Genomic DNA, 21,908 nt, shown 5'->3' on the forward strand with positions numbered 1-21,908 from the left:
GTGCGCGTCCTCGTCACCGGCGCGAGGGGCTTCGTCGGGAGGAACCTCTGCTGCGCGCTCAAGAACATCCGCGACGGCAAGGACCGCCGCGCCAAATACCAGCCGCTCCTTCCCCTCGAGGTCATGGAGTACGACCTCGACTCGACGCCCACTGAGCTGGAGGAGTACTGCTCCCGCGCCGACTTCGTCTTCAACCTGGCGGGCATCAACCGCCCCAAGGACCAGGCGGAGTTCATGGAGGGCAACTTCGGGTTCGCCTCCACGCTGCTGGAGACCCTCGAGCGCCACGGGAACACGTGCCCCGTCATGCTCTCCAGCTCCGCGCAGGCGAGCCTGTCGGGCCGCTTCGAGGGCTCCGTCTACGGCGAGTCGAAGCTCGCGGGGGAGGGCCTGTTCCGCGAGTACTCGGAGCGCACCGGCGCCCCGGTGCTCATCTACCGCTTCCCCAACCTCTACGGCAAGTGGTGCCGCCCGCGCTACAACTCCGCCGTGGCCACGTTCTGCGACGCCATCGCCAACGGCCGCTCCTACACCGTGAACGACCCCTCCGTCGAGCTGGAGCTCCTCTACATCGACGACCTGGTCGACGAGATGCTGGGCGCCCTGCTGGGACGGGAGCACCGCTGCGGCTACGAGGGGCTCGAGAGGGTAGAGGGCGACGAGTTCTGCTACGTCCCTAAGACCGACGTGAAGACCCTGGGCGAGATCGTGTACCTGCTGGGCACTTTCCGCGACAGCCGCGAAACGCTCTCCGTACCCGACCTTTCCGAGGGCTCCTTCTCCAAGAAGCTCTGGAGCACGTTCCTGTCCTACTACGAGCCGGGCAACTTCGCCTATAGCCTCAGGCCCAACACGGACTCGCGCGGCTCGTTCACGGAGTTCCTGCGCACGCCTGAGCGCGGGCAGGTCTCCATCAACGTCTCGAGGCCCGGAATCACCAAGGGCAACCACTGGCACATGAGCAAGTGGGAGAGGTTCCTGGTGGTCTCCGGCACCGCCTCCATCAAGCTGAGGAAGGTGGGGGAGGACGCCGAGGGCAACCCGTTCCCCGTCGACGAGTACGTCGTCAAGGGGAGCGACATGCGCGTGGTCGAGATGATCCCCGGCTACACGCACTCCATCACCAACCTGTCCGACACCGAGGACCTCGTGACGGTCATGTGGGCCAACGAGCCCTTCGACCCCGAGAACCCCGACACCTACTACGAGGAGGTCTAGCCGCATGGGCAAGGACTATTCCGATATCGCATTCAGGGACGACGGCCGCCTGAAGCTGCTGATCATCGTGGGCACCCGCCCCGAGGTCATCCGCCTGTCCGAGGTCATCAAGAAGTGCCGCCGCCACTTCGACTGCCTGCTGGCGCACACCGGGCAGAACTACGACTACACGCTCAACGGCATCTTCTTCCGCGACCTGGAGCTCGCCGACCCGGACGTCTACCTGGACGCCGTGGGCGCCGACCTGGGCGAGACCGTGGGCAACATCATAGCGGCGAGCTACAGGCTCATGGTCCAGGTTCAGCCCGAAGCGCTGCTGATCCTGGGCGACACCAACAGCTGCCTGTCCGCCATCGCGGCCAAGCGCCTGCACATCCCCATCTTCCACATGGAGGCGGGCAACCGCTGCAAGGACGAGTGCCTGCCCGAGGAGACCAACCGCCGCATCGTCGACGTGATCTCCGACGTCAACCTGGCCTACTCCGAGCACGCCCGCCGCTACCTCAAGGACACCGGCTGCGCGCCGGAGCGCACCTACGTCACAGGCTCTCCCATGGCCGAGGTCCTGCGCGCCAACCTGGACAAGATCGAGGCCTCCGATATCCTCTCCGAGCTCGGTCTGGAGCCGAAGAAGTACATGCTCCTCTCGGCGCACCGCGAGGAGAACATCGACACCGAGGCGAACTTCGCGAGCCTGTTCACCGCCATCAACGCGCTGGCCGAGAGATACGACATGCCGATCCTGTACTCCTGCCACCCGCGCTCCCGCAAGCGCCTGGAGGCCACGGGCTTTCAGCTGGACCCGCGCGTGCGCATGCACGAGCCCATGGGCTTCCACGACTACAACTGCCTGCAGATGAACGCCTTCGCGGTTGTCTCCGACTCCGGCACGCTGCCCGAGGAGTCCAGCTTCTTCGCGAGCGTCGGCCGCCCGTTCCCGGCGGTATGCATCCGCACCTCGACCGAGCGCCCCGAGGCGCTGGACAAGGCCTGCTTCACGCTGGCCGGCATCAGCGAGCGCGGCCTGCTCCAGGCGGTCCACACCGCCGTCGAGCTCGACGCGGAGGGGTCGCTTCCCGAGGCGCCCGTGCCCGACTACGCCGACGAGACCGTGTCCACCAAAGTGGTTAAGATCATCCAGAGCTACACCGGCGTAGTGGACAAGATGGTGTGGAGGAAGAGCTAGTGTCGCAGAACCAAGGGCTCACGACCGACGCGCTTGTCGATGAGGCTCTCGCTCTGGGTGAAGGCTTGGGGCGGCCTCTGCGCTACGTCCAGCTCAACAGCTTTTACAACGGTTCCACCGGCACCATAATGCGCAAACTCCACCGTGGGCTGACCGAGCGCGGGGTTGACTCGTACATCTTCTGGGGTCGTCGCCACGACACGATAAGCGACCATGAGCAGTGCTGCGCTTCGAAGGCCGGCTACCTCTCCCACGGAGCCATGACGCGCTTGCATGACCGCATGGGCTTCTACTCTAAGCGGGATACCGCAAAATTGCTCAAGCGTCTGGACGAGATCGATCCCGATGTGGTGCACTTGCATAACATACACGGCTATTACGTGAACATAGAGATGCTGTTCTCCTGGCTCGCTTCTCATCGCTGCCAGGTTAAATGGACGCTCCACGATTGCTGGGCCCTTACGGGCCATTGCGCGTACTTCACATATGTGAAGTGTGCGCAATGGCAGTCTCATTGCGCGTACTCGAAATGCTGCCCGCAGCTCGACACCTATCCCAAAACGATTTCAAAAACCAACTGCTCGAGAAACTATGAAGATAAGAAACGTATCTTCACGAGCGTGCCGCCCGAGCGGATGGCGCTGATAACACCTTCACAGTGGCTTGCAGACCTGGTCGGGAAGAGCTTTCTCAAAGAATATCCGGTGGAAGTTCGTCATAACACCATCGACACCGACATCTTCAAGCCCACCCCTAGCGACTTCCGCGAGAGGTACGGTATTGGCGAGCGGTTCATGGTGCTAGGCGTTGCGAGCCCTTGGACTGAACGCAAGGGTTTGAGCGATTTCGTAAAGCTGGCGGAAAAGCTCAGCACTGAAAATTACGCAATCGTCCTCGTCGGGCTCTCTAAGAAACAGATTAGGCGGCTCTCCAGACAGCTCATCGCCCTTCCTAAGACCGAGAGCCCCGAGAAACTGGCCGAGGCCTACAGCGCCGCCGATGTGTTTGTGCACCCCGGCGTCGAGGAGACCTTCGGTATGACGGTGGCCGAGGCGCAGGCCTGCGGCACCCCCGTGGTTGTGGCAGAAGGCTCTGCTTGCGCTGAGATAGCCGAGCCCAGCGCCGCGATCACGGTGCCCGCCGACATGTCTACCCTGAAGGCCACCATCGTGAAAATGGCTGGGGGGGGGTTGCAGTTCTGATGCGTAGGACTGATTCGGCCGCACAACTGGCGGCCATTTACAGCGCCGCGAATGTCTTCTTCAACCCGACTGTTGAAGACAACTACCCTACGGTAAACCTGGAAGCGGAAGCCTGTGGGACTCCCGTTGTGACATACGACACGGGCGGGTGCGCCGAGACAATAACGAGCCCTGCGTCGATCGCGGTCGAAGGCCTTGATGAGGGCCTCAGGGCCCTGTCGGATCTTTTTCAACCCTGAAAGGGACTTCATGCTAGTTCTCTATGATACTACTAACTACGTTGACCACCCCATCGGTGGCCAGCTTACGAGTGTGCGTAACTTCCTGCGCTTCCTCGCAGAGGAGGAGCCCTCGGCGGCTCAAGGCGCCCTCCTTGTGGGCGTTACCAAGGATCCCAGGGCCGTGGGTATCGAGTCCAAGGTTGAGATCGGCGGCGTTGCGTATCGTTTTCTACCTGTGGCTTATGCGGATACCGACCTCGCGCACGTGCAGGGGTCTCTGCGTATGCGATTCGCGAAGGGGCTTTTGAAATACGTTCCGAAGATCGGCCTTAATAAAGGTGACGTCAACTTCATACACACGCCTGAGGCGTTCGGCCCCGTAAAGGTACTTGGTCGTGGCAGATGTGTCGTAATGTCGCATGGCAGCTTCCTGCATATGAAGGATAACCTGCGATTCTACAAGAAGAGCTGGCTTGCGGACGCTTTTCAGCGGTACCTAGTATGGGTTATAAAGAAGGCAGATCGGCTGTTGGTTCTGGACGAGGGGACCAAGGCAGATTATGAGCATCTGAACGACGACGTACGCATAGTATCGAACTCTATCGATCACCGCGAGAAGATCGAACGCGACTTCGACCCGAAGGCTGTGAGGCTACTCTTTGTGGGAAGGCTTTCGGCCGTCAAGAACATTGGCCCCATCATCGAAGCGGCCGAGGCTATGCCCGAGGTGGAGTCCCTTGCAATTGTGGGCGACGGTGAGGAGCGGGAGCATCTGAAGGCCCTGGCGGGCAGAAAGGCTTCCTTCAAAGGAAGCCTCGAGACCGAAGGCGTGCGCGCGCAGATGCGAGATTCGGATATCTTGGTGATGAACTCGTTACACGAGGGTGTGCCAATGACGATCCTTGAGGCGATGGGTATGGGCATGCCAATCATTAGCACGGATGTTGGTGGCATCTCCGCTGTTGCGCCTTTTGGGTCCGTTGCCGAGAGGACCGATGGGACGGCGAGGTCCATCGCGGATGCAGTGCGGACAGTTGCGGACTGTTATGCTGAGCTTTCGGCTGCAGCCTATGCCAAATCCGCAGATTTTGATTTCCGTGTTGTGAACGGTAGAGTCTTCGGTTATTTAGGAGTCTGTCGCTGATGGAGCTTCTCATCCTTGTCCGACCGTTCTTCCAGCTCGTCAACCAGTATGTCAGCGGTTTCACCTATCTTTTCAGCCTGGCTTTCTTTATTTGCTTTATTAGAGATTGCGCGAAGAGCAGACTGCGGTTCAAGCGGTTCGAGATAATCGCTCTTTGTTATTTCGTGTTGAGTATCGGCACTAGCTTTCTCGCTGGGGCTAGTGCAGGCACTGTAGTGGGACAATTTAATAAGCTGTTTCTCTGCTTATTTGCATTGTTGACTATCCGGCGGTTGTCTACGCTTTCTTTGAATGGAAAACTCGCTACCGCAGTAAGGGTGCTGACGTATGCGTCATCTCTATTCGTATTGGCTTCGTTGGTCATGCCCTCTTCCTATCGAATCCTTTGGGGTGTAAAGACGTTTCAGATGGCGTTCTCGAGCCAGCATGAGGCAGCCGCACTAATCACTTTGCTCATCGCGCTCGTTGGCTATGATTTGAAACGCTATGAACATTATGTGCTCGTTCGCCTTTGTATTTCGACCGGGCTATTTTTTGCCCTCCTTATGACAGGGGCTAGAACTATCACGATTGCAGGTTGCGCGATTTACCTTATTCAAGTCCTCGCGGCATCAAGACGTATTGATCGTAGACTAAGGGGCATCCTTCTTGTATTTGTTGCAGTTGTCGTCGTGGTGTCGGTCCTGCCCGCGCTTTTTTCAACTGCTCTGTTCGAGAAGAGTAGCAACCTTGAGGGAAACGCCTCATCTTTTTCCAACGGCAGAGACCAGATTTGGGAATACTACTTTGCAATGTACAGCTCGCTTCCGACGCTTAACAAGTTGTTCGGCGCTGGCGTGGGAATGATCGTAGAACATTCCGTCCTGACGGTTGGCACTCACAACGACTTTCTTTCTTTTCTCATTTCCTATGGGTTTATAGGACTAATTCTTTACTTTGTGTATGTCGTTCGTTCTTTCATTCATTGTGGGTCGGGCTCCTATGGCTACGTTGTAGTTGGTCTTTTTTTGTGGTGTGCCTTTTTCAACGGGTTCTCGGGCTACACCGAGTTGGTTTTTGCGTTTTGTGTTTTTCTGGCCACTCATTCGTGTGAGCCCGCACTTGTTGAGGGGTTTTGATGGGACCTCTGCGTTGCCTGGTCGGAGGGTGTTGGCGGGAGGCCGACACCTCTCTTCTGCGATAAGGAGTATCTACTAATGCGTTTTTCAATCATTGTCCCTGTTTACAACGGGGAAAGATACTTATCTGAATGCCTTCAGTCGGTTGCGAGACAAACTTACAGCAATTATGAGCTCGTTATCGTTGACGACGGATCAACAGATCGATCCGGCGCCATCGCCGATAAGTTTGCAGCTGCACGAACAAACATCCGAGTTTTGCATGGTGAAAACCGAGGTCCTCTTCTTGCAAGAAGAAGAGGACTGTCTCATTGCAGAGGCGATTACGTAGTGTTTCTAGACGCTGACGATGCATTCCGTAGCGATGCCTTGGAGACCGTTTCTAATTGCATCGACAAGACCGGTGCCGACATCGTGTCCTTCCGGTTTTCCCGGCGCGAGGATTTCTCCACAAGGGACGACCTTCCCTTTCTGCGAGAAGGTTTCTATGGCGGAGATGATTACAAGCTGTTCAAAAAGGCTGTCTGCGGCGGCCTCTCGAACAGCCTATGTGGCAAAGCCATTCGTCTTTGCCACATAGATGTGAATGCAACCTACGGGACAAGCGCAAGGCTTATGCTCGCGGAGGATCTTCTCCAATTGCTTCCCATCGCAAATTCCGCGGACTCATTCGTACGCATCGAGGACGTTTTGTACTTCTATAGGCCCAATGAGGGCAGTAGCACGACCAGCTACAAACACTCATACATTGACAATACCGAGCGTGTAGCTAGAAGACTGTTGGAATATGGTCGGAGCTGGGAAATGAATGATGAAGCAATGGACGGTTCTCTCAGGCTCTATGTGAGTCTTTCAAAAGTGCTGGCCGACTCGGCCGCTGCCTTGGGAAGAGAGACTTCAAGAGGTGAAGTCGCTCAGATAAGATCTTCTCTTTTGGGACTCGCTCCTGATGTGCGCCGAGGAGTGAGGCGCTTGAGGTTCGACCAGCGCTCCATCCTCGGTTCTGTGCTTGCGGGCAGTCATTTGAGACTTTGGCTTGTGACCAATGTTTCGCACTTATGTCGGAGAATTCTCGGTAGGAGTATCTGAAAAAAGTGCGTACAACACGCTTGTTGAATTGGTTTGAATTTGATAAGCACTTTATCAATCGTGGAGCAAGAAGCCGGGTCGGTGCTTATGGGGCTTTGGTGCTTGGAGGGATTTTACCACCGCATGGTTCTGTTGGATATTAAGCCACTTTTGCACCGCGATAGGCGCTTCGTCCATTCCCTGTTGGGCAGCGGTCATAACATTACGGTCAATTTAATTGCTCGAGATAGATCTATTAATTCAAGGGCAGATATGTCTAGGCGTCCACTACTTTCTATCTGCATTTCCGCATATAACGCTCGGGAAGTTATTGAGGACTACGCGCCGATTGCCGTACAGTCATTTTACGACCACGACGTCGTGGTGGTCGATGACGGCTAAAAAGAGCCCTTGAATATCAGGAACCATGTCGGCTCGGTGCCATACCTTTCGCACGTAAAAATAGTTCGTAAGGAAACGGCGGGACCTATGCCGTTCGGCAGAGGGCTACTAAAGAGACCTGGTGCGCTACGTGTTTTGCATGGACGCCGATGATGCTGTTGCTCATTCGGATATGCTGACCCATATTTCCTGCGCTCTGGAGAAATACTTCTTCCCCGTCGTCCTGTTGTTGAATGCGGTTCGCGAAGACGGATCTCTCCACATTAACTTCTCTGGCATGGATGATGGCTTGCTCGCGAAAGCCGATGTTGTAAGACGATTCTTCCTTGAAGTAGGATGGCATTCAATGTGTACGCTGACTTTCAGGCACTCACTTTTCCATCGAGAGAGCAAGCGTTCCCTTTTGGCCGAGGCCAGCCTTCTGAAGGCGGAGTTTTTCGTCAAAGCGAACACATTCGCGTTGATGGATGAAGAGGTCTACGTTTACCGTTCCGTTAAGGGCTCCGCAATAAACTCACCGTTCGAGACACGTGACTTTTACAATCGGGCGTATGTCGGAAATGTGACTCTGGAAATGCTGCCTGAGCTTGGTGGCACAAGAGGGAATTGGGCTCTTTCGTTTAACGGTTGTGTAGCTACCACCATTTTGAGCTCTGCATTGATTACCGTCGTTCGCGCAGAGAACGCTTGGAACTTAATTCCCGGTTCTGGGTTCCGCCGGCTGCGACGAGGTTCTCGTTTGTGTCGATGACGTCTCCGCGTGGAAGGTTCAGGTCTGCCTCGTTGCTTTTAGGGATCGGGAATGGGGTCGCTTGGACGTATTTTTGAAAATTAGAAGAATTGCTTCGATCGCGAAACATCTATTGGATTGATATGTGAGGTCTTCAGTGAAGAATATTCGAGTTGGAATCATAACACTGGCAGGTAACTTCAACTACGGGAATAGATTGCAGTGCTACGCGATGGCACGGCTGGTCGAGCGGGTGGGTTGCATCCCCTTCGTATTAGAAAAGGAGCAACAGTTTTCACTACCGCGAAGAGCGTACTACGCCATTAAAAAGGCAGCATGCGTCCTTTTAGGCAAGGGTCCTAGCAGCAACGCCGAGAAGAATCGGACTCCTGAACGAGCTGCTGCGTTCAGGCGCTTTGGTCGGAACATCCCGACTGTGATTTTGCCTGGTATGGGGCGGTCTGCCCGCGACTCGTACGACTATTTCATTGTTGGCAGCGATCAAGTTTGGAATCCCGAGGGAATCCGTCATCAAGAGCCATGGTTCTTTGCGAAGTTCACACGACCGGAGCAGCGCATTGCCGTTGCCGCGAGCTTAGGAATTGACTCTTTTGCTGATTCCAAACAGTCGGAGCGTGTTGCTGGGGGAGTGAGTGGTTTTGCTCACGTATCAGTTCGCGAGAAACGCGGCGCCGAGCTCATTAAGGAGTGCAGTGACATCGATGCAAAGGTGATATGTGACCCGACCTTGGTGCTGTCTTCCGACGATTGGCGTACTGTCGCTGACGGTCGTTGTACGCCGGAGAAACCGTACGTCTTCACGTACCTGTTGGGAGGCCTCGGTACCGAGGCGGCTGACGTACTCGAGATGGTAACTGACCACGGGCGCATCCCCGTTGTACCGCTCTCCGACAGGCAGAAGCCCGGAGAGCCGGATGCCGGCCCGGCGGAATTCATCGATCTCATTGACAATGCCGCGCATGTGGTGACCGACTCGTTCCACGCCGCCGTGTTCAGCTCGATCTTGCACACGCCTCTTACCATCGTGCACCGCGAGGGTGGGGCCAGCATGTTCTCTCGCCTGGAACAGCTTTCGCAGATGCTGGGAATCGAGGAGAAGGTATACGGTACCCCGGAGTATGACCTTACCCGGGCGGGGGAGTACAAAGGAGTTGATGAGGCGATTGCCTGCGAGAGAGAAAAGTTCATGGGATATCTGGAGGGTTGCTTTGAGCGATAGATTAAAAGGGATGAGCAGGACCGCTTTCGCCGCGAAGAGCTCTATTTACGGACTTGTGGGAAAGGGGGCGAGTCTTCTTGCGAGTTTCATCTCTAGGACTGTTTTCATCTATGTCCTGGGAAAGTACTACCTCGGTGTCAACGGCCTTTATACCGAGATTCTGAGTTTCCTCTCATTTGCCGAGTTAGGCTTCGGCTCCGCCATGACTTTTGCGCTTTACGGTCCAGTAGAGCGCGGCGAGCGCGAGAAGGTCCGCCAACTCATGCAGTTCTACAAGCGCACTTACCGACTTATTGCTTTCATAGTGCTTGCGTTTGGCCTTGCTGTTACGCCCTTCCTTCAATACATCGTTCACGGCGCAGAGGGTCTGTCCCTTTTCGAGCTCAGGCTTTATTTCCTGATTTTTCTTGCCAACACGGTCACGTCCTATTTCGTCACCTATAAATTCGGGTACTCTAACGCTCTTCAGGAGACCTATGTCTCGACTAACGTTGATACCCTTACAAACCTGGTCTGCGTTGCCGTTCAGCTCGTGGCGCTTGTGGTCACCAGGAGTTACCTTGTTTATCTGCTTTCTAATACCGTGACACTCATCCTTACCCGCTTCCTAGTCGCCTTCTACCTCAACAAACGCTACCCGATTCTCAAGGGTAAGCCGGAGGAAAGGTTATCCGCGGACAACCGCAAAGGCATCTTAAACGAAGTCAAGGGGCTTGCCGTCCACCAGTTTGCCGGTGTTGCGGTGCACGCCACTGACAGCACCATCATCTCCGCAATCCCTACGCTTGGCATCGCCGTTGTGGGTGCGGTGAGCAACTATAACCTTGTGATTAACGCCGTCTCCGCGGTTGTGCTCATCCTCTTCAACAGTGTTGTTGCTGGTTTCGGCAATCTCGCGGTCTCAGCTACTAAAGAGCGCTTTGAGAGGGTTTTCGAGGAGGCAAATTTTATTAACTTTTGGATCTACGGATTGTGCACCGTATGTTTCGTCGTTCTCCTGACCCCGTTCGTCACACTATGGGTGGGTTCCGACTACGTCATAGATACTGCAAGCCTTGCGCTCATCATCCTCAATTTCTATCTCCAGGGTCAGTCCACCATCTACAACAACGCGCGCATTGCAAAGGGCAACTTCAACATTGATAAGTGGTGGTCGCTCCTTCAGGCGATCGTAAACCTTGTCGTGTCTGTCCTCGCGGCGATCAAATTTGGGCTCGTTGGCGTTTACATCGGCACGGTGGTCTCCAGACTCGTGTTCGTGGTTTCTCGGCCCATGTCCACGTACCGATTCCTCTTCGGAAAGTCGCCCTTCAGGTATTTTGGGAAGCTGCTGGTCTACCTTGCGGCCGTCGTCGCTGCGACGGGCGCGTGCTGGGTCGCCTGTTCCCCGTTCTTGGCGAGCCTCGGGTGGCTCACGCTCATCGTGTCCGCCCTTATCTGCCTTGTCGTGTCCAATTTGTTCTTCTTCGTCTTGTTCAGGAAATCGTATGAGTTCGCCGCCCTGCGCGAGCGCGTGTTTGGTCTCTTGGGGGCGATTCGATGAGTGACAAGCCACTCGTGAGCATCGTTACCCCTTGTTATAATGGGGAGGCCTATCTCGACCGCTTCTTCGGAAACATCATGGCTCAGACGTGGCCGAGTATTGAACTTATATTCGTGGACGACGGTTCGACCGATGCTACGCTCGCCGTGGCCGAGTCCTGGCGAGATAGGCTCGAGGGACGCGGTATCGTGTTCAGGATCCTCACCCATCCTAACGGTGGCCAGGCGAGTGCGATGAACTTGGGTCTTCCCTACGTTTCCGGAAAGTACGTTACGTGGCCTGACAGCGATGACCTCATGGACCCGAAAAACCTCGAGCTCAAGGCCAAATATCTTGAGGCTCATCCTGAAAAAGGTCTCGTTGTCTGCGACATATCCTTCGTGGATGAAAGCGACCCGGGGACGGTCGTGAACCGATGTGTCTTCGATGACTCTCAGCCCCGACTTTTCGACGGGCTCATTAGGGAGAATAAGGGCATCTTCTGCTCAGACATTGCGTACATGGCGCGCGCCGACGCTCTCTTTAGGGCAATCGGTGGTAGGCGGATTTATGAGAGCAGGTCAGGGCAGAATTGGCAGCTTCTTTTCCCACTTACATATCATAACGATTGTGGTTTTATTCATAAAGACCTGGCAACCTACGTTTTGCGTGGGGACAGTCACTCGCACAGTTACGTTTCGCTCGAGGATCAGATGCGCCGGACTCATGAACTCGAGGACATCATCGTTCATGTCCTGCCATCGATGGGAATGAGCGATATGGATCTCTCCGACTACATGGGGTACGCGAAGCGGAAGTATCTACCTCAGCGCTTCGGACTTGCCGTCAAGATGGGAAACAGGGGCCTTGCGCGCGACTTGAAGGCAGATCTTGATGCCCTCGAGGGTAAGTCGTTAAAACGCGAACTCATGGCTGTCATTTGTGACGCTGGCTTCGCGCCCGCCGGCTTTGCCCTGGCCCGTGCAACAAGGGGTGCCGTAAGGCTAGTCAAGAATATGATTGGGGGAATTTATCGACATGGCTGAAAATACGCCTAAGATCTCATCGCTTGGTGATGAGTGTTATGGTTGCGGTGCCTGTGCCGCCAAGTGTCCGAAATCATGTATAAAGATGTCTGCCGACGGCTGTGGGTTTCTCCGTCCGAGGGTTAATGCGAAGGCGTGCGTGGGTTGCGGAGGCTGTGATTCTGTGTGTCCCGCTATGATGGAACGACCTAAGGATGACGTTGGGTGTGTGTTTTGGGCGAAATCGAAGAATCGATATGAAAGACTTGCCTCTTCCTCGGGTGGCGTATTTGCACTTCTTGCCCATGATGTTCTTGCCGCCGGCGGGGTCGTCTGTGGTGCGGCTTGGAGTAAAGACTACAGAATTGTCCATCATGTTCTCATCGAAAATGAGGCTGATCTCGACACTGTCATGCGTTCAAAGTACGTTCAGAGTTCTGTGGGCCGCGAGGTTTACAAGGGTATAAGAAAGGCGCTCCGAGACGGTAGGCGGACGCTTTTCGTTGGTACGGCGTGTCAGGTCGCGGGCATGGTGGCATACCTTGGTAACCTCGCCGGCACCGATGACTTCCTTGCCGTTGACGTTATTTGCCACGGTGTCCCCTCGCCCCTCCTGTGGAAGAAGTGGGCTGAGCACAAGGAGTCCGTTGCTGGCGCGGCGCTCAGTACTGTGAATATGCGGAGTAAAACGACTGGATGGTTGAATTTCTCCGAATTATACGCATATGCGCATGGTACGGAGAAAGACAGCTCCTCGGCTTCGTCTGCGCTGGTAGATAGTTGCGTTTTCGGTGATGACTGGTATATGAAGGCCTTTCTCGCTAACGCAAGCCTGCGCTCATCGTGTCTAAGGTGCCTCGCAAAACGTTCCTGCGGTTCAGATATCACGTTGGGTGACTATTGGGGTATACAATCAGCACATCACGAGGTCGATTACGAAGGAGGCGTTTCTGCCGTACTCTGTAACACCGCCAAGGGCACTGCTGCATTTGAAGGCGTGAAGCACAAGCTTGAGTGGGGGATGTCCTCGCTCGAAAAGGTCCTGCCGGGTAACCCCGCTTTGGTGAGATCCGTTCTGCCATATGAGAAACGTGATGAGTTCCTTAAGGAGCTTGAAACCGGCTCTGCTATCGAATCTATGATTGAGATGTTTCGCTTCGAAGTTTCATTCTCAAAGAAACTGAGATCGTTTCTTCGGAGAAGCGTTTTGTGCGTGCTGAGGCCCGTTGTCAAGTTGATGAAAAGGAACATGGAATAAATGCCCGCGTTGTCGATGTCGGCAACGCGGGCATTTATCTCGCCGTTTCGGTCTTGTGTTGCAACGAGGTGAACGCTCTAGATATCGTACCTTATAAAGACAAGTTGTTCGTTAGCTATAGGTCGTTCGTCCAGATCGATGATATCGAAGGGTTCTTGGCGTAGGTCAAGGTGCGCGCTGCGATAGACTTAACGACTACGACGCACTAAAGATATTCTACTACACCAGCTTGTTTGCGGCCGTTGGCCGCTTCGGCTGCCTTTTCGCTTAAGGCGCCGAAGCCATAAAGTCTGAACACGTGAACACTGACGGCGCAGTTGGTTTTTCCGATTCATATTATATCGGGCATTACCTAGGACAAGGCCGTAAGACTGCTTGAAAACACCTCTCTAACAATGAGTGCGGTCTACTTCAGTGAGCCTGAGGTTGGTGGGGGTCCGCAACCTCTACACTTGCTATGTCATTGACGACGTGTGATTTGATTCCCGCATCCGTGGTTGTTGCAATAAGCAATTTAGAATAGCCTCCACGCCTGCACCGCACCGCTGTTGGGCTCGTAGAGCCAGACGCGGTTGCCCTCGGCGGTGGAGGCGTAGCGGTCGTCGAAGTCCAGGCCCGAGAACGACGTCGCCGTGTAGCCGTTGCTGCACGGCGAGACACGCCACAGCCGCAAGGCCGACCCGTCGGGGTCGGCGAGCACTGCATGCGAGCCGGATTCGGTGAGGAGCTTGCCGTCCGACGGTATACGGTAGAGTCCCGTTGCGAAGTCGCGCTCGAACGTCAGGCGCCCGCGCCGGACGAGAGGAGGCAGCTAGACGCGGAGGCCGCGACGACCATGAAGTGATCGAGGGAGGTCGCGAGGCGGTAGGAGCCGTCGTCGATGACTCCTAGCAATGACCTGTTCTATATTTAGCTTTCAACTCGAATTTTGCACTCCATTTGATGTTCGATTCTTTGGTGACGTTCGAAGTCGCAGCAAGCTCAACTTTGCTGTAATTGGTTTCTCGCTCCCGCAGATTCATCGCATATGCAACAATCCCGTTCTGAATCCCCGAGATGCTCGGCGGGAAGGACTGGTTATCAGCATCGATGGAAAACTCTCTGCCTTGACATCCAAGTGCTGTTGAATGCGGTCGGTGTACCTTGTTGCCCATTCATCGGCCTTGCCATTTCGCACAAAGTAATTGTTGGATAGGTCGGTTGAGCGGTAGGCGTAGCCGTCCTTCTGGTAGTTTGCCGTGTGGCCGGAGTGAGCGATTGCCATGAGCTGCAGCTATCAAAGTAGATTAGTCTTACGATTTATGCCCGCAATGGCCCGTTGATACAAACTCGAGTTTTCATGAACGCCAATTGCTGCCGGTCGTCCCTTCCATTCACCGACTGGCAAAACGATTTACACCTAATTCCTGACACTGCTCACGGGTATTTTCTTTGCTTATAACCTGATCTCGCTACACTAATAACTGCTGCTACCAGGTAGTTTTTTGGCGCAGTTTCCATTGGCTCTTGCGAAGATCGGAGCGGTTATGTTTGCTGCCGCGTTCCACACCAGCCGTCACTACATCCTGTTTACTGCCATGGCCTGCCTATGCGTTTTGCTGGGCGGGCCTTCTTATGCCGCGGGTGCGGACAGCCTGTTCATCGCGGGCGCCACGTACTACGAGCCGGGCGTGTCGGGCCCCGGGTGGGCCTGGACCGATGCCGTCCATCTGGAGCTTAACGGCTACGCGGGCGAGGCCATCGGCGCCGACGGCGACCTGGTGGTGACGCTGACCGGGCAGAACACTGTTGTCGAGACGAGCGCGCCCGACGTGGACATCTCGCGTTGCGGCATGGAGGTGTGGGGTGATCTGACGCTCCGCGGTACCGGGTCGCTGACGGCCACGGGCTCGCAGTGCGGGATCTACGTGTCGGGGACGCTCGCGGTGGACGGCTGTAAGGTTGACGCGCGAGCCGACGGCGACGGCATCGCGGACGCACGGGTGGCCGGCGTGATCGCGGACGGTCTTGCCGTTCGCGGCGGTGGGCGCGTTGTTGCCGCGGGCGCGGGCTCCGGGGAGGGCGTGCGCGCCTTTGGCGTGTGCCTGCCGAGCGGGGCTGCCGGCGGCGGTGCGGCCGGGCAGCTTTTCGTCGATGCGTCCTGGCTGGATGCGTCGGGCACCAAAGGCGGCGTCGCCTGCCTGGGCGGGTCGCTTGCATCCGCGCGCTTTGTGGCGCCTGCGGGCGGGGCCTTTGGCGCAGGCGGCGTGACGGATGCCGACGGGGCCGTGGCATCGCATGTGACGATCGAGCCCGTGGATGTCACGGCCCCGGCGGGGGAGGCCGGCGGGCCCGACGTGCCGGGCGATGGCCCGTCCGCCCCTGGCACCGATCCCGCTACCGGCGAGCCAGCTGCGAATCCGCCGACGAACCCCACACAAAAGCCCGCAGCCGCGACTAAGACAGTGACCACGACCACAGTGACCAACACCGCGGCCGCCAAGGCCTCTAGGCCCAAGGCCACCGCCGCGACCGCCTCGCTCCCCAAGGCCGGTGATAACTGCTGGATCGCCGCATCCCTTACGCTAATCTTTCTCGGCATAGCGCTCCTATGCGCCGCGATTCGCTGCTAAAGCACTCGCTTTCCGGATTGCTCCTGAGTGAGGGTATTGGCTTACGCCAATACCCTCACTCTCTTTGAATAGGGAAGCTTCTACGATGTCGATTGTTTGTAATCATCTTTTCTATACTTGTATGTACGTTATACTAAGGTTGTACTCACGCTATTGAAAGGACCTATAAATGGCAAGCTCAACATTAACCATCAGGGTTGACGACGACCTTAAGCGCGAGGCGGCAGAAGTGGCCGATTACTATGGGCTTGACCTATCATCCGTTACACGCGCTTTCTTTAAGCAAATGGTCAACACTCATCGCATCCCGTTGACCTTTGCTCCCGAGGAACCCAATGTCGAAAGTCTCGAGGCCATTCGCGAAGGAGATGCATTCCTGGCATCCGGTAAAAAAGGACGTTTTGACAACGGTGCCGATCTGATCGCTGCGGCGATGGCGCAATGAGTACGCTGACCGCTGAGTTCTCTGCAGCTTTCTCACGCGATTTAAAGAAAAAAGCAAAGCGCCGGAATTGGAATCTGACAGAGCTTCAAAAGCTAATTGACCTAGTGCTGCAGAATACACCTGAGTCAACAGAGATATTAAAGCGACGCCATAATATGCACCGGCTAAACGGCAACTGGAGCGGACGAAATGAATGCCACGTAGCAAACTCCGGTGATTGGCTTGTCATATGGTCATCAAACGAAGAGGTGGCATTCTTTGAGCGTACGGGCACCCATGATGAACTGTTCCGATGACATCCTTTGGTTCAACACCAGTAAAGCTATTCGAGTTTCAGCAATTCATTTCCTTATTGTTTAACTGTGATAGCTACTTAGCTGCAAAATGACTCGCTCATAGAGCCGGCGTATGGCTATACGCAATCAGGTTTTCCTTTCACCGACTGGCAAAACGATCTACACCTAATTTTGGGAATCAATCACGGGCTGTTTCCCTGCTCGTAGTCTGATCTCGCTACACTAATAACTGCTGCTACCAGGTAGTTTTCCGGCGCAGTTTCTATTGGCTCTTGCGAAGATCGGAGCGGTTATGTTTGCTGCCGCGTTCCACACCAGCCGTCACTACATCCTGCTTACTTTCATGGCCTGCCTATGCGTTTTGCTCTGCGGGCTTTCTTATGCCGCGGGCGCGCGGCCGGGCAGCTTACCGTCGATGCGTCCTGGCTGGATGCGTCGGGCGCCAACGGCGGCGTCGCCTGCCTGGGCGGGTCGCTTGCATCCGCGCGCTTTGTGGCGCCTGCGGGCGGGGCCTTTGGCGCAGGCGGTGTGGTGGATGCCGACGGGTCCGTGGCGGCGCGTGTGACGATCGAGCCCGTGGATGCCACGGCGCCGGCGGGGGAGACCGGTGGGCACGACGTGCCGGGCGATGGTCCGTCCGGCCCTGGTACCGAGCCAGCTGCGGATCCGTCGACGAATCCCACACAAAAGCCCGCGGCCACGACTAAGACGGTGACCACGACCGCTGTGGTCAACGCCACTGCCGCCAAGGCCTCTAGGCCCAAGGACAACACCGCGATCTCCTCATCACTCTGCAAAACCAGCGACAGCCATTGGATAGCCGTGTCCGCATTGCTGTTCGTGTTGGGAGCAGCGGTTCTTAAAGCTGCACGCCGTTGCTGATGCTCCCGATTTCTGGATGTGCGGGAAAACCGGAGCCCGCCGAGCGCAAGCCCAATTTCTGTTAATAAAACTGCAGGTATAGTGTTGCCGCTTTCCAGTGTGGTCGACATGTACTAGATATACCGCATACTTACGGAGATGGCCCCTCGGCGTCGTAAGAGTCTGGGCTTGGCGCTCAAGTATATGTCCGGTCGACGTGAAATAATTTGTCGTGTAGATTAGAAGAGAAATTATCTAGGCCTAACTCGACATATCCTTAAATTGGGTACATAATCAGCCCATTTAAGGTCTATAGGAATAGTTTTGCCAACTGAGGGGAGAGCGAAAATGGAAGCGCTGAACGTTGCGAACTACATCATTGATAACTGGAGCGACAAGTTCGAGATTACGAATCTCAAGCTGAATAAGCTCGTCTATTATTCGCAAGTCGAATCGTTGCGCAAATACAATCGTCCGCTTTTCGATGACATAGTTGAGGCTTGGCAGTATGGCCCAGTTGAACCTGTGGTCTATCATGCGTTCTCCTCGTATGGTAGAAACCGTATCAACAAATCGACTGGCCTAGCGATACTTGACGCGATCTCTAAGAAACTCATTGATTCCGTCATGGATAAGCTTGGGATGCTCACTGCGTTCGATTTGGTTACCTTGTCGCATAAGCCAGACGGGGCATGGGCGAGTGTGTATTCGCCGGACAGGGATAACCCCATCACTCCGGAGGCAATTCTCGCGTCTAATGATGGCTTAGGCAACAACGACGTCGTAACAATCGATCAGGCAGTGCAATCGACAATTGCAGCCATGCCCAATGCGCTGAGGCTCCTGGAGAACTCCTAATGTCTCAGATAATGAGGCAATCGACCCCTACCGATCCCCTTGTATTTGATGACGAGGAAGCGATAGGGGCCCTTGCATCTTCTGTAATGCATGCGCACGAACGCTTGTTTGCATCTGGAAAATGCTACACAACCTGCATGACGGGCGATAGAGCCGCCCTTATTCATGGTCGAATTGAGTCTGTTCTATCAAACGCTTTTTGCACCATCTTTGGGCAGTCCCCGATTGATAGATTTTCGGACATCTTCGACCAGGCAAGCTATATTGCGGAACACATGGCAAAGGATCACATCTTTGAGGATGGAAACAAGAGGACTAGCCTAGTTTTTGCTTTTGCCATTATTAGAGTGAGAAAAGTATCGGTGAACTTTTCTGATAGCCCAAATCCTCAAGATAACCCCTACTATGAATGGATTCAGGACCTGGTCTCCGGGAAACGCACACGCGAAGAGCTCGCAGACTCATTGAGGAAGAGCAGCAAACCAACGGAGGGCTAGAGCTTTCTTTGGATCTCTTTATGGCGTCGCGTGTCGCGGTCAAAACGCCCGAATTTCGAAACTGCGGGGAAAATCGACAACCGTCGAGCACGATTCGATTTTTTGCAACAAAGCCGCAGCTCGCGGAAGCGTAAAACCGGGGTCTGGTCAGCAGAACTCGGTTTTTCCCGCACTTCCAAATTTTCAAAACGGAAGTATGTGGCAAATTACGGAGCCTCCGACAATGAAATAAAGCCCTGGCACACAAAAAGGGCCTCAAAGCTGCACGAAAGGCGGCCGGCCTAACGCAAAAACAGCTCGCCGCCCAATCGGGGGTTAAACTTCGCGCCATACAACTCTACGAGCAGAACCAGCTCGACCTACGCCGCGCCTCAGTCTCCTCGGCATTGGCGCTCGCAAACACCCTAAGTTGCGCCATTGAAGACCTCGTCTGGCAGCCAATCGCCCTGGAGTACGACTCCTAATGCCGCCGTGTTGTGCTCCCCGGTATTGTATCGCACGTATGGAATCTAAGCATCCGCATGCCTGCCATTATCTTGATTGGAAGCCATATGGAACTCCCTAGCACCCTGTGCAGCAATGTGTACGACTTTGCGTTTTGCTCCGAGCCCTGCTACGACCGCCTGGTCGATCTCGCCGACCCCGAGGACTGGGGCCCAGCAACCGCAGCCTCAAAACTACCTGTCGTTTTCTTTTAGCAGCACGGTGTTCCTGACCGAGCGCGACGCGGAGCAGACCGCGCCGTCCAACCTGCCGATGCTGTTCGACGACGACAGCTGCCTTTTCAACACTGGCCTGTACACGCGCCGCTACGAGACCTTCTACGGCCTGTTTGAGCCCAACACCAAGCCCGACGCGCGCCAGCGCTGGTTTTTGAAAGGCCTCTTTAAGGAAAGCGACCCCATGCTGGTCTCGTTTGAGTACCTGCCGTGCCGCATGCGCTTTGCCGAGGACCCCTCCGAGCTGGTCTTTGACTACCGCCTGCCCATCCGCTCCAACATCGATCACATTCTGGGCGACGAGGAGAACCTGACGCGCATTCCTACCAGCCTGATGGGGGAGGGCAACTCGCTGCTGCTGCGCCGCGCCTTTGAGGGAGCCGTCGTCGAGGCCGCCCGCCGCGCGCACCTGCCTCACGCTCGACATGGCTTACAACAACGCGCGACTTATTTGCCGCCCCGAGACCTTGTGGATCAAGCGATAAAGGACGGTTAAGCTGCGGTTTTGTCGGTTACTTTGGTTGCTTTGGCTTGGCTGGAGCCCACGAATTTAAAATCGAGGGCAAAAAAGTTCTTGGTAAACCACGCACGGCTATGTTAGTATCTCTTTTGCCGAAAGGCGACGGGCGATTGGCTCAGGGGTAGAGCATATCCTTCACACGGATGGGGTCACAAGTTCGAATCTTGTATCGCCCACCATCAAAAGCACAGGTCAGAGGTGTTAAGCCTCTGGCCTTTTTCTTTTTGACACCAAGGGTGACACCAAAACTGGCACCAAAATCGAATCGCAGTCGTATAAGGCGTCATTTTATATCGCGCCCTATTTACCGACGCCATTGCATGTTTTGTATAAAACGCATGCGTATTTTCATTGAATTCCCCTTCTGATTCGAGCGCAAATGTGGAGACAGGGACCACACGCCCAGAGCTCCTGCCAGCGGATTTCTATCACACGAGGGATCTTCGGCAGAACTCGTCAAGCTATTGGTCAGCGTTTGGTCAGCTTCCGGTACTTACCCGCATGAAGGCCCAGTAGATTATCGGCCATGCCCGTGATCCACACGGCCCGCGGCCGAAACCAGGGGAGGCGCAAATGGACGAAATCGTCTGCGCAAACACCGCATTCCGCTACTGGCGCTGCCCGCCGCAGGTGCGCGATCTCTACCCGCGCCTGCCCAACTCCGAAGACGGCTGGCGAGCTCTATCCCAAGCCCCTTTCGTAACCGACGTCCTCAAGACCCCGATTATCGCTGTAGCTTCGCCAGGTTGTTGTAATCACCACTCGGGATTACGCTCCACTATTCGCTGGGAAGGGGCATCGGATGCCGGCACAACAATCGACACTCATTTAGGCTTTAGTGTCACCAATCCGCTTAACACGTTATTTACTATGACACGCTTTGTGTCTCAAATAGATCTCGTGCTGGCTATGTACGAACTATGCGGCTGGTTTTCTGTTTTCGAGCCAACTCCCGCTGCCGAAATGCAGCTAAAAATTGCAGAAGAGGAGAATCGCAATTCCAGCACGCAGGATCTGTTCGAACTTGGAGAAGGCGAAGACGAGGTTCCTTGGAAACGAGTTTATGCCCACGCAACCGTTAAGGTCCCAGATAATGAAGGCCAAACGAACAAGCGTGAGGATGGAAGAGAGGTTACGAAACTCAAAGGTACTTCTCTTTGGATGAGAAAGCCGCTTATCGAACTGAGCGACCTGCATCGATTCGCCGATAAGGTCAAAAGTCAAATGTGGGGAAAGCAGTTTTATGATGCCGCTCAACAGGTTATCGGCATTGCTGCATCTCCACTCGAGGTCGCGGGAGTCCTGCTCCTAAGTCGTTCTCGACGTCTAGGTGGTTCAGGTTTCAGATACGTATACCTCAACGATTTAACCCCTCTATCCGAGGCAGCCCAAAGCATCGCAGGTCAAAAGGTCTGCTACGGCGACATCGTGATTGTAAACCCAATGCTAATGAAGGCAGTAATTATCGAGATTCAAGGTGAAGTCATCCATGGATCAGGCGCGGTACTTGACCACGATGCGGAACGTATGACTGCGCTCCAGAGCATGGGTTTCGATGTGTTCCTGGTAACCCACGATATGCTTAACGACAAAAAGCAGCTAGACACCATAGTCAAAAGCGTCTGCAGTCGTTTGGGGATTCGATATAAAGCCAAATCCGCGGCGATGAAGCGCGCCGAGACGCGACTGCGAGCAAATGTTTTGTGCAACTGGTTGGAAATCGGGAATTAGCCGGCAACGAGATACTAGAACAACCTTGTTTGCCT

At 55.2% G+C, this 21,908-nt stretch carries 24 protein-coding genes and 1 tRNA gene; 23 read left to right on the forward strand and 2 right to left on the reverse strand.

Annotation, left to right across the window (positions count from 1 at the left end; translation table 11 throughout):
• The 12 genes from ACTM86_RS02235 (at nucleotide 1) to ACTM86_RS02290 (ending at nucleotide 13,334) form a co-directional block, all read left to right on the forward strand.
• Entirely contained in the window at nucleotides 1-1,218 is a 1,218-nt protein-coding gene (locus tag ACTM86_RS02235; RefSeq protein ID WP_441016895.1) for a polysaccharide biosynthesis C-terminal domain-containing protein, read from the forward strand.
• Between the two features lie 4 nt (nucleotides 1,219-1,222).
• A complete protein-coding gene (wecB, locus tag ACTM86_RS02240) occupies nucleotides 1,223-2,404 on the forward strand; it encodes a non-hydrolyzing UDP-N-acetylglucosamine 2-epimerase (RefSeq protein ID WP_441016898.1) in 1,182 nt (393 codons plus the stop codon).
• Nucleotides 2,404-3,606 (forward strand): glycosyltransferase, encoded by a 1,203-nt coding sequence (locus tag ACTM86_RS02245; RefSeq protein ID WP_441016901.1) that lies wholly within the window; start codon nucleotides 2,404-2,406, stop codon nucleotides 3,604-3,606. Before wecB ends, ACTM86_RS02245 begins: the two co-directional genes overlap by 1 nt.
• Entirely contained in the window at nucleotides 3,606-3,845 is a 240-nt protein-coding gene (locus ACTM86_RS02250) for a glycosyltransferase (protein ID WP_441016904.1), read from the forward strand. Before ACTM86_RS02245 ends, ACTM86_RS02250 begins: the two co-directional genes overlap by 1 nt.
• A 10-nt stretch (nucleotides 3,846-3,855) precedes the next feature.
• Nucleotides 3,856-4,971 carry a glycosyltransferase family 4 protein gene (locus ACTM86_RS02255; protein ID WP_441016907.1) on the forward strand — a complete coding sequence of 372 codons (1,116 nt, stop codon included), beginning with the start codon at nucleotides 3,856-3,858 and terminating at the stop codon, nucleotides 4,969-4,971.
• Nucleotides 4,971-6,089 (forward strand): O-antigen ligase family protein, encoded by a 1,119-nt coding sequence (locus tag ACTM86_RS02260; RefSeq protein ID WP_441016910.1) that lies wholly within the window; start codon nucleotides 4,971-4,973, stop codon nucleotides 6,087-6,089. The genes ACTM86_RS02255 and ACTM86_RS02260 overlap by 1 nt, the downstream gene beginning before the upstream one ends.
• 78 nt (nucleotides 6,090-6,167) lie before the next feature.
• Entirely contained in the window at nucleotides 6,168-7,178 is a 1,011-nt protein-coding gene (locus tag ACTM86_RS02265; RefSeq protein ID WP_441016913.1) for a glycosyltransferase family 2 protein, read from the forward strand.
• 502 nt (nucleotides 7,179-7,680) lie between these two features.
• On the forward strand, nucleotides 7,681-8,310 hold the full coding sequence (locus ACTM86_RS02270; protein ID WP_441053293.1) for a hypothetical protein: 630 nt from the start codon (nucleotides 7,681-7,683) through the stop codon (nucleotides 8,308-8,310).
• Nucleotides 8,311-8,446: 136 nt separating this feature from the next.
• Nucleotides 8,447-9,529, forward strand: a complete 1,083-nt coding sequence (locus ACTM86_RS02275) for a polysaccharide pyruvyl transferase family protein (protein WP_441016919.1) — start codon at nucleotides 8,447-8,449, stop codon at nucleotides 9,527-9,529.
• Nucleotides 9,474-11,072 carry a lipopolysaccharide biosynthesis protein gene (locus ACTM86_RS02280; RefSeq protein ID WP_441036897.1) on the forward strand — a complete coding sequence of 533 codons (1,599 nt, stop codon included), beginning with the start codon at nucleotides 9,474-9,476 and terminating at the stop codon, nucleotides 11,070-11,072. The genes ACTM86_RS02275 and ACTM86_RS02280 overlap by 56 nt, the downstream gene beginning before the upstream one ends.
• Nucleotides 11,069-12,097 carry a glycosyltransferase family A protein gene (locus ACTM86_RS02285; protein ID WP_441016925.1) on the forward strand — a complete coding sequence of 343 codons (1,029 nt, stop codon included), beginning with the start codon at nucleotides 11,069-11,071 and terminating at the stop codon, nucleotides 12,095-12,097. The genes ACTM86_RS02280 and ACTM86_RS02285 overlap by 4 nt, the downstream gene beginning before the upstream one ends.
• The gene (locus tag ACTM86_RS02290) at nucleotides 12,090-13,334 is read left to right on the forward strand and encodes a Coenzyme F420 hydrogenase/dehydrogenase, beta subunit C-terminal domain (protein WP_441016928.1); all 1,245 of its coding nucleotides are present in this window, start codon (nucleotides 12,090-12,092) and stop codon (nucleotides 13,332-13,334) included. The genes ACTM86_RS02285 and ACTM86_RS02290 overlap by 8 nt, the downstream gene beginning before the upstream one ends.
• A gap of 514 nt (nucleotides 13,335-13,848) precedes the next feature.
• On the opposite strand, the gene ACTM86_RS02295 is transcribed toward ACTM86_RS02290, so the two are convergent.
• Nucleotides 13,849-14,007, reverse strand: coding sequence for an RICIN domain-containing protein (locus tag ACTM86_RS02295; protein WP_441016931.1), 159 nt, complete (start codon nucleotides 14,005-14,007; stop codon nucleotides 13,849-13,851).
• 214 nt (nucleotides 14,008-14,221) lie between these two features.
• Nucleotides 14,222-14,488, reverse strand: coding sequence for a hypothetical protein (locus ACTM86_RS02300; protein WP_441016934.1), 267 nt, complete (start codon nucleotides 14,486-14,488; stop codon nucleotides 14,222-14,224).
• A gap of 330 nt (nucleotides 14,489-14,818) precedes the next feature.
• Here ACTM86_RS02300 and ACTM86_RS02305 point away from each other — a divergent pair, with 330 nt between their 5' ends.
• The 11 genes from ACTM86_RS02305 (at nucleotide 14,819) to ACTM86_RS02355 (ending at nucleotide 21,873) form a co-directional block, all read left to right on the forward strand.
• The gene (locus tag ACTM86_RS02305; RefSeq protein WP_441036898.1) at nucleotides 14,819-15,946 is read left to right on the forward strand and encodes a hypothetical protein; all 1,128 of its coding nucleotides are present in this window, start codon (nucleotides 14,819-14,821) and stop codon (nucleotides 15,944-15,946) included.
• 169 nt (nucleotides 15,947-16,115) lie between these two features.
• On the forward strand, nucleotides 16,116-16,391 hold the full coding sequence (locus ACTM86_RS02310; protein WP_427729109.1) for a type II toxin-antitoxin system RelB/DinJ family antitoxin: 276 nt from the start codon (nucleotides 16,116-16,118) through the stop codon (nucleotides 16,389-16,391).
• Complete coding sequence (locus ACTM86_RS02315) at nucleotides 16,388-16,687, forward strand: type II toxin-antitoxin system YafQ family toxin (RefSeq protein ID WP_427747403.1); 300 nt, start codon at nucleotides 16,388-16,390, stop codon at nucleotides 16,685-16,687. The genes ACTM86_RS02310 and ACTM86_RS02315 overlap by 4 nt, the downstream gene beginning before the upstream one ends.
• 354 nt (nucleotides 16,688-17,041) lie before the next feature.
• Nucleotides 17,042-17,569: a hypothetical protein gene (locus ACTM86_RS02320; RefSeq protein WP_441016940.1), complete on the forward strand. Its 528-nt coding sequence runs from the start codon at nucleotides 17,042-17,044 to the stop codon at nucleotides 17,567-17,569.
• 327 nt (nucleotides 17,570-17,896) lie between these two features.
• Complete coding sequence (locus tag ACTM86_RS02325; protein WP_441016943.1) at nucleotides 17,897-18,406, forward strand: Panacea domain-containing protein; 510 nt, start codon at nucleotides 17,897-17,899, stop codon at nucleotides 18,404-18,406.
• Complete coding sequence (locus tag ACTM86_RS02330; protein WP_441016946.1) at nucleotides 18,406-18,903, forward strand: Fic family protein; 498 nt, start codon at nucleotides 18,406-18,408, stop codon at nucleotides 18,901-18,903. The genes ACTM86_RS02325 and ACTM86_RS02330 overlap by 1 nt, the downstream gene beginning before the upstream one ends.
• A gap of 236 nt (nucleotides 18,904-19,139) precedes the next feature.
• Nucleotides 19,140-19,367 (forward strand): helix-turn-helix transcriptional regulator, encoded by a 228-nt coding sequence (locus tag ACTM86_RS02335; RefSeq protein WP_441016961.1) that lies wholly within the window; start codon nucleotides 19,140-19,142, stop codon nucleotides 19,365-19,367.
• 87 nt (nucleotides 19,368-19,454) lie between these two features.
• Nucleotides 19,455-19,601 (forward strand): hypothetical protein, encoded by a 147-nt coding sequence (locus ACTM86_RS02340; protein ID WP_441016949.1) that lies wholly within the window; start codon nucleotides 19,455-19,457, stop codon nucleotides 19,599-19,601.
• 7 nt (nucleotides 19,602-19,608) lie between these two features.
• Nucleotides 19,609-20,118, forward strand: a complete 510-nt coding sequence (locus ACTM86_RS02345) for a DUF3825 domain-containing protein (protein ID WP_441016952.1) — start codon at nucleotides 19,609-19,611, stop codon at nucleotides 20,116-20,118.
• Nucleotides 20,119-20,246: 128 nt separating this feature from the next.
• Nucleotides 20,247-20,321 (forward strand) — tRNA-Val (locus ACTM86_RS02350).
• Between the two features lie 394 nt (nucleotides 20,322-20,715).
• Nucleotides 20,716-21,873, forward strand: a complete 1,158-nt coding sequence (locus tag ACTM86_RS02355; protein WP_441016955.1) for a hypothetical protein — start codon at nucleotides 20,716-20,718, stop codon at nucleotides 21,871-21,873.
• Nucleotides 21,874-21,908: the final 35 nt, after the last annotated feature.

Source organism: Collinsella sp. HCP3S3_E11 (assembly GCF_052067375.1).
Classification (GTDB): Bacteria; Actinomycetota; Coriobacteriia; order Coriobacteriales; family Coriobacteriaceae; genus Collinsella.

Excerpts from the sequence above, each read along its gene's own strand:
- ACTM86_RS02300 (WP_441016934.1), bottom strand. The coding sequence starts at position 14,488 with ATGGGCAACAAGGTACACCGACCGCATTCAACAGCACTTGGATGTCAA.
- ACTM86_RS02265 (WP_441016913.1), top strand. The coding sequence starts at position 6,168 with ATGCGTTTTTCAATCATTGTCCCTGTTTACAACGGGGAAAGATACTTA.
- ACTM86_RS02355 (WP_441016955.1), top strand. The coding sequence starts at position 20,716 with ATGGACGAAATCGTCTGCGCAAACACCGCATTCCGCTACTGGCGCTGC.
- ACTM86_RS02320 (WP_441016940.1), top strand. The coding sequence starts at position 17,042 with ATGCGTTTTGCTCTGCGGGCTTTCTTATGCCGCGGGCGCGCGGCCGGG.
- ACTM86_RS02330 (WP_441016946.1), top strand. The coding sequence starts at position 18,406 with ATGTCTCAGATAATGAGGCAATCGACCCCTACCGATCCCCTTGTATTT.
- ACTM86_RS02285 (WP_441016925.1), top strand. The coding sequence starts at position 11,069 with ATGAGTGACAAGCCACTCGTGAGCATCGTTACCCCTTGTTATAATGGG.
- ACTM86_RS02315 (WP_427747403.1), top strand. The coding sequence starts at position 16,388 with ATGAGTACGCTGACCGCTGAGTTCTCTGCAGCTTTCTCACGCGATTTA.
- ACTM86_RS02340 (WP_441016949.1), top strand. The coding sequence starts at position 19,455 with ATGGAACTCCCTAGCACCCTGTGCAGCAATGTGTACGACTTTGCGTTT.
- ACTM86_RS02325 (WP_441016943.1), top strand. The coding sequence starts at position 17,897 with ATGGAAGCGCTGAACGTTGCGAACTACATCATTGATAACTGGAGCGAC.
- ACTM86_RS02310 (WP_427729109.1), top strand. The coding sequence starts at position 16,116 with ATGGCAAGCTCAACATTAACCATCAGGGTTGACGACGACCTTAAGCGC.
- ACTM86_RS02255 (WP_441016907.1), top strand. The coding sequence starts at position 3,856 with ATGCTAGTTCTCTATGATACTACTAACTACGTTGACCACCCCATCGGT.
- ACTM86_RS02250 (WP_441016904.1), top strand. The coding sequence starts at position 3,606 with ATGCGTAGGACTGATTCGGCCGCACAACTGGCGGCCATTTACAGCGCC.
- ACTM86_RS02290 (WP_441016928.1), top strand. The coding sequence starts at position 12,090 with ATGGCTGAAAATACGCCTAAGATCTCATCGCTTGGTGATGAGTGTTAT.
- wecB (WP_441016898.1), top strand. The coding sequence starts at position 1,223 with ATGGGCAAGGACTATTCCGATATCGCATTCAGGGACGACGGCCGCCTG.
- ACTM86_RS02260 (WP_441016910.1), top strand. The coding sequence starts at position 4,971 with ATGGAGCTTCTCATCCTTGTCCGACCGTTCTTCCAGCTCGTCAACCAG.